The organism is Brumimicrobium glaciale (genome assembly GCF_004152935.1).
In the GTDB taxonomy this organism is placed as follows: Bacteria; Bacteroidota; Bacteroidia; order Flavobacteriales_D; family Crocinitomicaceae; genus Brumimicrobium; species Brumimicrobium glaciale.
The window spans coordinates 46,304-59,847 of sequence record NZ_SETE01000001.1 but is presented as its reverse complement, the minus strand read 5'-3'; the positions used below and the strand labels follow the sequence as shown (position 1 = coordinate 59,847).

Genomic DNA, 13,544 nt, shown 5'->3' with positions numbered 1-13,544 from the left:
ATCCCTCTCCGAGAGCTTTATAAATTATCCTACCTTTTCTAAACCAATTTTTGCATCGCCTTCCTCTTCAATATCGGCAGGGTAGACATTTCCTTTTGGGTCTCCAATTATGATGTCCTTAGCCAATACTTCATCAGCGATATATGTTTTATTTTCTTCAATTGCAGCACTGATTTTCTCAGTAGTTTCAATCGTTACTATAATCTTATCCGTCACTTCAAATCCAGCTTCTTTTCTGAAATTCTGAATACGGTTCACCAATTCTCTTGCGATTCCTTCTTGTTTCAACTCCGGACTAATTGTGATGTCCATTGCTACAGTAATTCCTCCTTCCGAAGTCACTAACCAACCTGGAATATCATCTGTTACAATTTCGAAATCGTTGCTATCTAATTCAATTGTCTCGCCGTTTAAATCACCTGACCAACCATTATTCGATTCTACTGAAGCAATATCTGAAGCACCCCAAGCATTGACCATTCCGGCGATTGCTTTCATTTGTTTACCGTATTTCGGTCCAATTGTTTTAAAGTTCGGCTTGATTTTCTTCGTTAAAACGCCTGTTGTATCTTCTAACAAGACCAATTCCTTCACGTTGATTTCAGAAAGAATTAAATCTTTCACATGCTCGATGCGTGATTTAAAACTTGGATCTAAAATAGGAACCATTATTTTCTGTAACGGCTGACGTACACGGATTTTCTCCTTTTTACGTAAACTCAATGCCATAGAAGAAACCTGTTGTGCGATTTCCATTTGTGCTTCCAATTCTTTGTCTATATCTCCAGCGTCTACCGTTGGGAAATCTGCCAAGTGAACTGAAGTTGCAGTATGTCTTCCTGAAATACCATTCAAATCACAGAACAATTCGTCTGAATAGAACGGAGCAATCGGAGCACTTAATATTGCTACTGCTTCCAAACATTCATATAAAGTTTGGTAAGCTGAAATTTTATCAGTTGAATAATCACCTTTCCAGAAACGTCTTCTACACAAACGTACATACCAGTTCGATAATTGATCGTTTACAAATGACTGAATTAATCGTCCAGCTTTTGTTGGTTCATAAGTTTCGAATGCAGTATCTACATCTTCAATTAATGAATTCAATTTTGAAATAATCCAACGGTCAATTTCTGGTCTTTCCTTGGTTGCAATTCTGTCTTCAGCATAAGAGAAACCATCAATGTTTGCATACAAAGTAAAGAATGAATACGTGTTGTAAAGTGTACCGAAGAATTTACGTTGCGTTTCTTTAATTCCAGCTGTATCGAATTTCAAGTTATCCCATGGAGACGCATTTGTAACCATGTACCAACGTGTTGCATCTGGACCATACTTTTCTAAAGTCTCAAATGGATCAACACTGTTTCCTAAACGTTTTGACATTTTCTGTCCGTTTTTATCTAAAACAAGACCGTTTGAAATAACGTTTTTGTAAGCTACAGAATCAAATACACTTGTTGCAATTGCATGCAATGTATAGAACCAACCTCTTGTTTGGTCTACTCCTTCTGCGATAAAGTCTCCAGGGAAAGCTTTCCCTTCGTCTATCAATTCTTTATTTTCAAAAGGATAATGCCATTGTGCATAAGGCATAGAGCCAGAATCAAACCAAACATCAATCAGGTCTGACTCTCTTTTCATTGGTTTTCCTGAATCAGAAACCAACGTAATTTCGTCTACGTAATTCTTATGTAAATCTACTTTATCGTAGTTTTCTTTCGACATATCTGTCGGATCGAAGTCAGCGAGTGGATTACTTTCCATAATTCCAGCAGCTACTGCTTTCTCACATTCGCTTTTCAATTGTGCGATTGAAGAAATACAAATTGATTCTTCACCTTCATCTGTTCTCCAAATTGGAATTGGAATACCCCAATAACGTGAACGCGATAAATTCCAGTCGTTCAAATTCTCCAACCATTTCCCGAAACGACCAGTTCCAGTAGATTCTGGTTGCCAGTTAATGGTTTTGTTCAATTCGATCATTCGGTCCTTTTTGTCCGTCACTTTAACGAACCAAGAATCCAATGGATAATATAAAATTGGCTTATCCGTTCTCCAACAGTGTGGGTAACTGTGTTCGTATTTCTCAACACGGAAAGCTTTATTTTCTTCTTTTAATTTAATGGAAATCAAAACATCAGCAGATTTCTCTGGTGCTTTTCCATCATCATAATATTCGTTTTTCACATACATTCCAGCAAATTCACCCATTTCTGGACGAAATTTACCTTGTAAGTCAACCAAAGGAACAGGATTTCCATTTGCATCAGGCACCAACATTCCAGGAACGTTAGCTTGTTTTGCAACCATGGCATCATCCGCTCCAAAAGTTGGTGCAGTATGAACGATTCCAGTACCGTCTTCAGTAGTTACGAAATCTCCTAAAATTACTTGAAAAGCATTTTCTGGATTCTCCATTGGTAGAGCATAAGGCAATAATTGCTCATAACGGATTCCATTTAATTCAGCTCCTTTGTACGTTTCTCCAACGAAATATGGAATTTTTTTATCTCCTGCTTTGTATTCTTTTAAGTCTTCAACTGTGTCCACTTTAAAGAACAATTTATTGAATTGCTTTCCTAATAATGCAGAAGCCAAAACAACGTTAATCGGTTCAAAAGTATATTGATTGAATGATTTTACGATTACATATTCGATGTTCTTTCCTACTGTTAAAGCAGTATTTGAAGGTAAAGTCCAAGGAGTTGTCGTCCATGCAATTAAATGCACATCTTCATTTTTGTATGCGTCACCAAAAACCGATTGACTTGCTTTTTCAACTTTGAATTGAGCCACACAAGAAGTGTCTTTTACATCTTGGTAACATCCAGGTTGATTAATCTCATGAGAAGACAATCCAGTTCCTGCTTTTGGAGAATACGGTTGAATTGTATATCCTTTGTAAATCATGTTTTTCTTATACAATTCACCTAACAACCACCATACACTTTCCATGTATTTTGATTCATAAGTAATGTATGGATTTTCCATGTCTACCCAATATCCCATCTTTTCAGTCAGGTCATTCCAAACATCGGTATAACGCATTACTGTTTTCTTACACGCTGCGTTGTAATCTTCAACAGAAATTTTGTCTCCAATATCTTCTTTGGTAATTCCGAGTTCTTTTTCAACACTCAGCTCAACTGGTAAACCGTGAGTATCCCAACCTGCTTTACGGTTAACTTTGTAACCTTTTAGCGTTTTATAGCGACAGAATATATCTTTAATGGAACGTGCCATTACGTGGTGAATCCCCGGTAATCCATTGGCAGAAGGTGGACCTTCAAAAAATACGAATGTTTTATCATCGTCTTTCGAGTCAATGGAAGCTTGGAAAACATTTTCTTGTTTCCACTTTTCAGCGATTTTCTTTGCTGATTCGGGTAAGTTCAACCCTTTATATTCTGGATATCTTGCGCTCATAATTTGCCTTTATTTTGCAGGGTGCAAATTTAATCATTTTAATCGAAAGAGATAGGACAATTACGAATGGAGGAATTACGAATTACGAATTGTGTAACTTTCAACGCAGATTAATGTTAAGATTGACAGTTTCGTTGAGCTGACATTTTGAAATAAAAAATATCCTGTGACTCAATTTTTCATTTTTAGTTTTTCATTTTTAATTCTACCTACCATTCAATTTCTAAAACATACATCAGAGTATTTTCAATCTTTAAATTACAATATTTTATAATTTTACATTTAATTTAGTATTTCACTTTAGTAGACTATTGCTTTGGTACGAATGAAACATTTCTGGATAATACTCTTTTTAAGCGCACAAGTTGCGACGCTTACAGGGATTCAATTCGGTGTTTTCAGATACAGACAAGCCAATATTCGGAAAGATATAAAACGAGCTATAAAAGAAGGAGTCCCTAAAAACCAATTGGTTGATTTCGTTTTTCATAACAAAGAAGAAAGCTGGATTAATCTAGAATGGACAAAACCTGAAAAGGAGTTTCGATTTAATAATCAGATGTATGATATTATTGAAACCCGAAAAAGCAATGACACAATCTACTTTAAATGCATTCATGACGTTAAAGAAAGTGGACTTTTTCAGCAGCTTGATTTAATGACTGAAAACAGATCAGATAAAGACAAATCGGTCGTCCTATTTTGGTCAAAGCAAGTTTATTCTGCAAAGAATGGAATTCCAAAACCAGAAAACCTTTATGATTATTCCGCTAAAACAGAAAAACCATTATTTCAAAAATCATTTTTTCATACCTTCATGAAAAGTCCTACGCCTCCTCCGCCAGAGGGGTGATCACATCTATTTTTTCATAAGAAAATGTCTAATACTTGAAGATGTGAAGTTTTCTTGCAAAGACCATTTTTAGTCAAATCGATTCACTTATTTAAGTGTCAATTGGTAAATACACATAAAAATTAAAATTATTATATGAAATATTTATTATTATTTCTTGTCTTGGTGGCTTTCATAGCGCGATCTCAAGAACAAGTAGAAAAATGCGGAACCCATATAGAAGAAGCAAAGCTTTGGGCAGAAAACCCAGAACTTGAAGCAGCTTATATGGAAATGCGCAATATAGCGGCAACGCAAAATGTAACAAAAGGGAATCAAGTTTATTCTATTCCAATTGTCTTTCACGTAGTACATGAATATGGTGACGAAAATATATCTGATGAACAGATTTACAGACAACTGGAAATTTTAAACGAAGATTTCAGGAAGTTAAACAGTGACACAGTAGATATCGTTCCTGAATTTAAAGGAAAAGCAACTGATGCTAAAATAGAATTTGTTTTGGCAACAGTAGACAATTACGGAAACTGTACAAATGGAATCACACGTCACTTCAGCAGTGAGACAACGATTGGTGATGATTATTCTAAGATTAATCAATGGCCAAGAAGTCGTTACTTAAATGTTTGGACAGTTAAATCAATGGAAGGCGGAACAGCAGGATATGCGTTTTACCCAAGTTCGGTTGAAGGAAATAATCGCTTTCGTGATGGAATTATAATTCGCCACAATTATATCGGCGATATAGGAACTTCAAATGCAACCAATGCAAGAGCTTTAACACATGAGATTGGACATTATTTAGGTTTAGCTCACTTATGGGGACCAACAAATGAACCTGGATTAGCAGGGAATTGCGCGGTTGATGATGGTATTGCAGACACTCCAAATACTATTGGTTGGACAGCATGTAATCTGGCTGGAACGACTTGTAATAATGAGTTAGATAATGTTCAGAACTTTATGGAATATTCCTATTGTTCTAACATGTACACCGCAGATCAAGTTTCTTTCATCCGTAATATTTTGGAACAGGAAGTGAGTCAACGTTCGAACCTTTGGACACAAGAAAATTTAGATATCTCTATTCCAAGTGGTGCTATTTGTGACCCAATAGCTGATTTCCATGCCAACAGATTATTGGTTTGTCAAGGAGATCAAGTTCAATTTAAAAACTTCAGTTGGAGGCTGTCTGGAAACAATCCAAGTTATACATGGAGTTTTCAAGATGGAAATGCTTCTGATTTGAATGCAGAAAATCCAACGGTAACTTTCACATCTCCGGGATGGAAAGATGTGACCTTAACAGTAGTGGACAATGGAGTCACCAATACGATTGTCAAAGAAGATTTTATTCGCATCACGACAGATTGGCCTTTATTTGGTGGAGTTCATCAATTCGATTTTGAAAACAATCCTGATTATTGGATAATTCAAAATCCACAAGGTTTGGAACAAGAATGGGCTGTTAAAAATGATGTAGGCAAAAACGGTGGAGGTGGAATATTTTTGAATATGACTACACCTTATCAAGATCCTATTATTTTCTCACCAGCGTATTTTTTCAACATGAGAAGAGGAGGTTCGAAACATTCATTTGTTACACCTTCAATGGATTTTTCTTACATGACCAACATTGGTGTTTCTTTTGATTGGGCTTGTGCTACAGACGCGTCTGAGCTGAGTCAGATTACAGAAAAACTAGTTATTTACTCCTCTAAAGATTGTGGTAAAACGTGGCAGCAGCGTAAAGTTATTTCTGGGACAGACCTTGTAAATAATGGTTCAGGATGGGCTTCATTTCGACCAAATCAAGGAACTACGCTTTGGGATAATGAATCTTTTACACTGCCTTCGATTGGAAACCATGTTCAATTTAAATTTGAATATACTGGATCAGACAACTCAAACAACATTGCAATTGACAACATCAATATCAGTGGAACATTGAGTACTGAAGGATTCCAAAAAGAGGACAACCTGAGTATCTATCCAAACCCAACAAATCAAGCGGATGGTTGGGATATCAAATATGATCCATCACAATGGGGAGGAGCAAAACTTCAATTAACGGACATGTCTGGTAGAGTAATTTCATCAAGTGAATTACCAACAAATCAATCAGAATACAACATCAAACCAGCTGCTAATGCAACACAAGGTGTTTACATCTTGAAAGTTGTAAATGGAGAGAAAGTGGTTCAGAATAAGTTGATTTTGAAGTAGAGTTAAGTTTTATAAACCCGTCTACCACGAGTTAAAAACTCGCGGTAGCGGGATTTAAAAACGTAATCTAAAAAATACAAGAAACAAAAACGCGAACTCTATTAAGAGTTCGCGTTTTTAATATATTAATTCTAACTTTTCGATTGAAATTAATCTCTAGTGTCTGATTTATAAATTTCGTTAGCAAGGCGCATGAAGTTTTTAAAAACAGTAAGTTGACTTTTGTCAATGCGGTGCACTGAGCTAAGTCGAAGGGTCTGTTTTAAAAACAATTGCAACGCCGCTAACGGACTTTATAAACGGACATTAGCCGCAAGCGCTGTGTCCACAGTTAGTACAAGTCAAACATCCTTCTTGAAATTGTACACTTTTTTGGTGACATTCAGGACATTCATTTTTACTTTCCGTTCCATCTGGTACGTATTTCTTTACAACACGTGAAATACCGTTTTTCCATGTATTCAATGTGTCATCACTTAAGTTCAAAGAACCCACTAAATCTACAACGTGTAATAATGGCATTCCGTGACGTAAAACTCCTGAAATCATTTTTGCATAGTTCCAGTATTCTTTATCAAAAGATCTTGACAAACCTTCAACAGTTACGTTGTAACCTCCTCTATCTTCATATTGGAAATCGTAACGACTACTGTCATCGCTTTTCACTTTCTTGATAAATCCTTTCTTCACATCGTTTGGAATTCCGTTGAATCCATCTCTACGACCTGTAAAGATTTCATAAGGACGACCGTCTATCATTCCAACGAATGCAATCCACTCTTCCAAGTTGTTTTGGAAACGAACAACATCTGCTTCCAAACGCTCTGGACGCTCTGGCGCATGGTGATCATCAAAACTTGTTGTTTTTACTTCTTCTTTTTCGCTTGTTGCAATAAGAACTCCTGATCTTGAACCATCACGGTAAACAGTTACCCCCTTACAACCAGACTCCCAAGCTGTTTGGTAAACTTTTCCTACCATTTCTTCCGTAACATCGTTTGGAAGATTTACAGTTACTGAAATTGAGTGGTCAATGTGTTTTTGAACACGTCCTTGCATTTCCACTTTCTTTACCCAGTTTACATCATTTGATGTAGCTAAATGGTATGGCGATTTTGCAATAATAGAAGCAATTTGGTCTTGATCCATTTTACGAACATCCTCCATATTGTATCCTTTCGCAATTAAGTACGTTTCGAATTTATGGTGGAATACAGGGTATTCTTGCCATGAATCTCCAACCTCATCAACGAAATCTACAGTTGCTCCAACATCATCTGGATTGATTTTTCTTCTTCTCATGTAAGAAACCATAAATGCTGGCTCAATACCTGAAGTTGTTTGCGTTAAAATTGAAACTGAACCTGTTGGTGCAATTGTCAATAACGCTATATTTCTTCTTCCGTGCTGAACTAAACGTTCGTAAAGTGCAGGGTTTTCTTCTTTAATACGTAACATGAAAGGATTTTCCTCCTCACGTTTTGCATCCCAAATTGGGAAAGCACCTCTTTCTTCAGCCATAATGCTTGAAGATAAGAAAGCACCGTGCTTTAATCTCATGTGTAAAGCTTCAGAGAAATCATTTGATTCATCTGTACCGTAGCAGATATTAAGTGCTGCTAACATATCTCCTTCAGCAGTAATTCCTAAACCTGTTCTACGCCCTTGCTCACATTTCTCACGAATACGTGTCCATAAGTTCAATTCAGTAGTTTTCACTGATTCAGACTCTGGATCATTTTTAATTTTATTGATGATTTTGTCCACTTTTTCAAGTTCTAAATCAATCAAATCATCCATTAAACGCTGTGCTAAAATAACGTGCTTGTCAAACAATTCGTAATCAAATTCAGCTTCGTCAGTAAATGGATTATTTACGTAAGAATATAAGTTGATTGCCAATAAACGACATGAGTCATTTGGACACAATGGAATCTCACCACATGGATTTGTAGAAACAGTTTCGAAACCTAAATCAGCATAACAATCTGGAATAGATTCACTAATTAAAGTATCCCAAAACAAAATTCCTGGTTCAGCAGAAGTCCATGCATTGTGAACAATTTTGTCCCAAAGTCTCTTTGCATCAACTGTTTTAGTGAATGAAGGATTTTTAGATTTAACTGGATAAGTCAATGTGTAATCTCCACCTGTTAAAGCAGTTTTCATGAAATCATCAGAAATCTTAACAGAAACATTGGCACCCGTAACTTTTCCTGCTGTAGTTTTTGCATCGATAAATGCTTCTGAATCTGGATGATCAATTGCAATTGACTCCATCAAAGCACCTCTTCTTCCACCTTGAGCAACTTCTCTAGTTGAATTTGAGAAACGCTCCATAAATGGAACAACTCCTGTAGCAGTTAATGCAGAATTCTGAACTGGCGAACCACTTGGGCGAACAAATGATAAATCAACACCAACTCCAGCTCTTCTTTTCATTAATTGAACCAATTCTTGGTCTAATTTTAAAATTCCACCGTAAGAATCTTCGTCTTTTTCATTTCCAATTACAAAGCAATTTGAAATTGAAACATATTGAAAGTTGTTTCCAATTCCTGCCATTGGACTTCCTTGAGGAATGATGTATTTAAAGTCTTTAATTACATCATAAATCTCTTGCTCACTTATCGGATTTGGATATTTTGCTTCAATTCTGGCAAACTCACTAGAGATACGTTTGTGCATTTCATCTGGGGTCTTTTCATATAGATTTCCCATCGCATCTTTCAATGCATATTTCTTCATCCAAACCTCACCAGCTAGTGTGTCCCCTTTAAAATAATCAATTGCAGATTTCAAAACCTCCTCCTGAGAGTAGCTTTTTAAATCGCTCTTTTTCTGAGTTTTAAGTGCCAATCCTTCGCTCATATCACTATGTCTTTTTTAGTTATCATTTTTTTTAATTGATTTAAGTGTTGTGGTTAAAAATGATTCAATTGTATTCGAAAAATACACTTGGATTTCAAATCTGGTATAAAATTAGAAACTTTAATTGACAATTCTGACCGAAAGGAATTATATCAGTTTATAGTTATTCACATTTTTTAAGAGTGATCAAATGATAAAAAAAATTAGTCATTTTGTAACGTCACATCTGCAAAGGAAGTTGCGGAAAATCAACACTGTTTTTGATGTGAAATTATTGTTAATAAGACGTCTAAATTTAATATTAACATCTCTTGTTAATAAATCGAAAAACTAAATCTCAAACACATTGGAAAATTTGATATATTATGTCGCATGTAAAACAAAAGACAAATCGATTTAATTCGTTTGTTGAGTGGTAAATTTGTTGGGTTTTGGTAGAACAATTTTGAAATCTTGTTTTTTGGCAATCCTTCCACCTTCATAACGAACCAAAAAACAAATCCATTGTTTCTAAATTACAATAGTGCAATCCTTAATTATTTTACAAATCTCCAACGTTGGGAATAAAGCAACAGATAGTTTAACTTTGCACCTCCAATAAATGAATATGACAATAAAGACGATAAAAGCAGAATTTAAAAAATCCAGTGGAGTTATATCTACAATTGATAAATTACAAAAACGTCCTACGAATATTCAATGGAAAGGAGTTGTTGGTGCCAGCAAAGCTTTTAATGCAAGTACCGTTGCTGAACAAGTTCCGGGACATCATCTTTTTATTCTTCAAGATAAAGAGGAAGCTGCTTATTTTCTTAACGACTTACAAGGTCTTTATCCGGATGATGACCGCGTGGTTTTTTATCCAGCTTCTTACAAGGTTCCTTATAAATTGGAAGAAACCGATAATGCAAATGTCGTTGGAAGAGCTGAAGCTTTAGATAAAGTAACGAAATCTCCAAATTCATGGATTGTTACTTATCCCAAAGCGCTTTTTGAAAGAGTTCCTACAAAACAAAAACTTTCTACGAACTCATTTAAGGTTGAAAAAGGAAAAGATTATGATATCGAATTCTTGACAGAGTTTCTGATGGAACATGAATTCAATATTGTTGATTTCGTTTATGAACCGGGTCAGTTTTCTATACGTGGAGGAATTGTAGATATATTCTCTTATTCAAATGATCAACCTTTTAGATTGGAATTTTTCGGAGATGAATTGGAAACCATTCGAACTTTTGATCCTGTTACGCAACTTTCAATTAAGGAACATGCGTTTTTTCATATCGTTCCTAATATTCAATTATCGCTTGACCATACAGAAAATGGAAGTTTTCTTTCTTTCGTTGGAAATGAAACAACAATTTGGTTGAGTTCTTATAAAGAAATCAAAGGTCAACTGGAAGCTGAATATAAAAAGGCTGCGAATATTTACAATGAATTACCAGATACTGGAGGGACGCGCAGTCAGCCTTCAGAATTGTATTATCACCCTACCGATTTAGAAAAAGAAATTCAGTTGTTTTCGAAAATTGAATGGGGACCAGATTACACAAATAAAGAAGCCACATTAATTCAGTTTAATGACAAAGCGCAACCTGCTTTCAATAAGAATTTTGATTTATTGACGGAAGATTTAAGACAACGTAAAAAGTTAGGATTTAAAAACCTCATCTTTTCGAATCAGCCCAAACAAATCGAAAGATTACTGGATATTTTTAGAGATATCCAAGCTGAAGTTGAATTTACGCCAATAAATACAGGAATAAACGAAGGATTTATCAATGAAGAATTGAAATTGGTTTGCTATACAGATCATCAAATTTTCGAACGATACAACAGATTTAGATTAAAAGAAGGATTCAGACAAGCCAAACAAGCACTGACTTTAAAAGAATTACATAATTTACAAAAAGGAGATTATGTAACTCATATTGATCATGGAGTTGGGCGTTTCAGTGGATTAGAAACCATTGATGTCAACGGAAAACAGCAAGAAACAATTCGATTGGTATATAAAGACAATGACGTTTTATATGTTTCAATTCACTCTCTGCACCGTATTTCAAAATTCACAGGGAAAGATGGTACGGCGCCTTCAATGAATAAGTTGGGTACACAAACTTGGGCGAAGTTGAAAAACAAGACCAAGAAGAAAATCAAAGAAATTGCTTTCGATTTAATTCAACTGTACGCCAAAAGAAAGAGTCAGCCTGGATATGCATTTACTCCTGACACTTATTTGCAAAATGAACTTGAAGCTTCTTTTATCTATGAAGACACGCCAGATCAGTTAAAAGCGACTGAAGCGGTGAAACAAGACATGGAAAAAGATACGCCAATGGACCGCTTGATTTGTGGTGATGTTGGTTTCGGGAAAACAGAAATTGCAGTTCGTGCAGCATTTAAAGCAGCTACAGACGGAAAACAAGTCGCAATTTTAGTTCCCACGACAATTCTTTCACTTCAACATTACAGAAGTTTCAAAGAAAGATTGAAAGATTTCCCAGTAACCGTTGATTATGTAAATCGATTCAAATCGACAAAGCAAACCAATGAAACTCTGAAAAATTTAGCAGATGGGAAAATTGATATTCTAATTGGAACACATAAAATAGCCAGTAATAATGTCAAGTTTAAAGACCTTGGATTAATCATTATTGACGAAGAACAAAAGTTTGGCGTTTCGGTAAAGGATAAATTAAAAACTTTAAAAGCAACTGTTGATACTTTGACATTAACAGCGACTCCTATTCCGAGGACATTACAGTTTTCATTGATGGGAGCGCGGGATTTAAGTATTATTAATACACCACCACCCAATCGTCAGCCTGTTCTTACAGAAATTGTGGAATTTGACGAAGAAATCATTCGAGATGCAATTTCTTATGAAGTCAGCAGAGGTGGACAAGTTTACTTCGTTCACAACAGATTAGAGAATATTCAAGAAGTGTCTGGAATGATTCAACGACTTTGCCCGGGCGTTCGTGTGGCAATTGGCCACGGTCAAATGGATGGGAAGAAGTTGGAGAAAGTTATGATGGATTTCATCGAGCATGAATACGATGTTTTGTTGGCGACTACAATTATTGAATCAGGAATTGACATTTCGAATGCGAATACGATCATCATCAACATGGCCAATAATTTCGGATTAAGTGATTTGCACCAATTGCGTGGAAGAGTTGGAAGATCTACAAAAAAAGGATTCTGTTATTTGATTGCACCACGTTACAACATGTTGACATCAGAAGCACAAAAACGCTTAAATGCCTTGGTTCAATTCTCAGATTTAGGAGCTGGATTTAGCATCGCCATGAAAGATTTGGACATTCGAGGAGCTGGAAACCTGCTCGGAGGAGAACAATCAGGATTCATTGCAGATATCGGATTCGACATGTATCAGAAAATCCTCAACGAAGCCATCGATGAATTGCGTCAATCTGAATTCAAAGATTTATTCGAAAACAGAAACAGCGACAGTTATCAAACATTTACGCAAGAATGTGTTCTAGAAACAGACATGGAAATCAGAATTCCAGATGATTATGTGAATAATGTTTCTGAAAGACTTTCATTGTATCAAGAATTAGACAACCTTAAAACAGAAGAAGAATTAAAATTATTCGAAGATCAATTGTCTGACCGTTTCGGACCAATTCCAGCTTTAGTAGAAGATTTATTACAATCAATAAGATTAAGAAGAAAAGCACAAGAGATTGGCTTCACGAGATTAATCATAAAATCTGAAAAGATGATTGGATATTTCACTGAAAGTCCAGAACATATATATTATCAAAGCCCGATATTTACGCAAGTATTAAATTACATTCAAACGAATCCTAAGGGGGTTAAGATGAATCAGAAGAATGAGAAATTGAGGTTGGTTTTTAGTGATGTGAAGGATATTGATGAAGCTTTGGCGAGGGTTTCAGCGATCATGCCTTAGAGTAAAATATCTTTACTATGATTTTAAATGATTAATTTGATTACCATGATTGTTTGATTTGAAGGTTTGACTTGAAATTGGATTAGATTTTTTTTTCTAATCATAGCTAATCAAAAGAATCACTCTTAATAATAGTAAAGACATTTCACCTTGATTCTGTTTTTTTTTTAATCATAGCTCATCAAAAAAATCACTCTTAATCATAGTTAAAAC

The 13,544-nt window shown here is 35.4% G+C and carries 5 protein-coding genes; 3 read left to right on the top strand and 2 right to left on the bottom strand.

What is annotated here, in order from left to right; genetic code table 11:
- Positions 1–24 precede the first annotated feature (24 nt).
- Positions 25–3,435, bottom strand: coding sequence for an isoleucine--tRNA ligase (ileS, locus tag ERX46_RS00215; RefSeq protein WP_130091816.1), 3,411 nt, complete (start codon positions 3,433–3,435; stop codon positions 25–27).
- 325 nt (positions 3,436–3,760) lie between these two features.
- Here ileS and ERX46_RS00210 point away from each other — a divergent pair, with 325 nt between their 5' ends.
- Together ERX46_RS00210 and ERX46_RS00205 are read left to right on the top strand one after the other, a co-directional pair.
- Entirely contained in the window at positions 3,761–4,288 is a 528-nt protein-coding gene (locus tag ERX46_RS00210; protein WP_130091815.1) for a hypothetical protein, read from the top strand.
- 135 nt (positions 4,289–4,423) lie between these two features.
- The gene (locus ERX46_RS00205) at positions 4,424–6,514 is read left to right on the top strand and encodes a M43 family zinc metalloprotease (protein ID WP_130091814.1); all 2,091 of its coding nucleotides are present in this window, start codon (positions 4,424–4,426) and stop codon (positions 6,512–6,514) included.
- A 306-nt stretch (positions 6,515–6,820) separates the two neighbouring features.
- On the opposite strand, the gene ERX46_RS00200 is transcribed toward ERX46_RS00205, so the two are convergent.
- Positions 6,821–9,385 carry an adenosylcobalamin-dependent ribonucleoside-diphosphate reductase gene (locus ERX46_RS00200; RefSeq protein ID WP_130091813.1) on the bottom strand — a complete coding sequence of 855 codons (2,565 nt, stop codon included), beginning with the start codon at positions 9,383–9,385 and terminating at the stop codon, positions 6,821–6,823.
- A gap of 601 nt (positions 9,386–9,986) precedes the next feature.
- Here ERX46_RS00200 and mfd point away from each other — a divergent pair.
- Positions 9,987–13,331: a transcription-repair coupling factor gene (gene mfd, locus ERX46_RS00195; RefSeq protein WP_242494511.1), complete on the top strand. Its 3,345-nt coding sequence runs from the start codon at positions 9,987–9,989 to the stop codon at positions 13,329–13,331.
- The last annotated feature ends 213 nt before the right edge of the window (positions 13,332–13,544 follow it).

Bases quoted from the DNA above. Each gene is read 5' to 3' on its own strand.
- ileS (WP_130091816.1), bottom strand. From the start codon at position 3,435: ATGAGCGCAAGATATCCAGAATATAAAGGGTTGAACTTACCCGAATCA.
- ERX46_RS00210 (WP_130091815.1), top strand. From the start codon at position 3,761: ATGAAACATTTCTGGATAATACTCTTTTTAAGCGCACAAGTTGCGACG.
- ERX46_RS00205 (WP_130091814.1), top strand. From the start codon at position 4,424: ATGAAATATTTATTATTATTTCTTGTCTTGGTGGCTTTCATAGCGCGA.
- ERX46_RS00200 (WP_130091813.1), bottom strand. From the start codon at position 9,385: ATGAGCGAAGGATTGGCACTTAAAACTCAGAAAAAGAGCGATTTAAAA.
- mfd (WP_242494511.1), top strand. From the start codon at position 9,987: ATGAATATGACAATAAAGACGATAAAAGCAGAATTTAAAAAATCCAGT.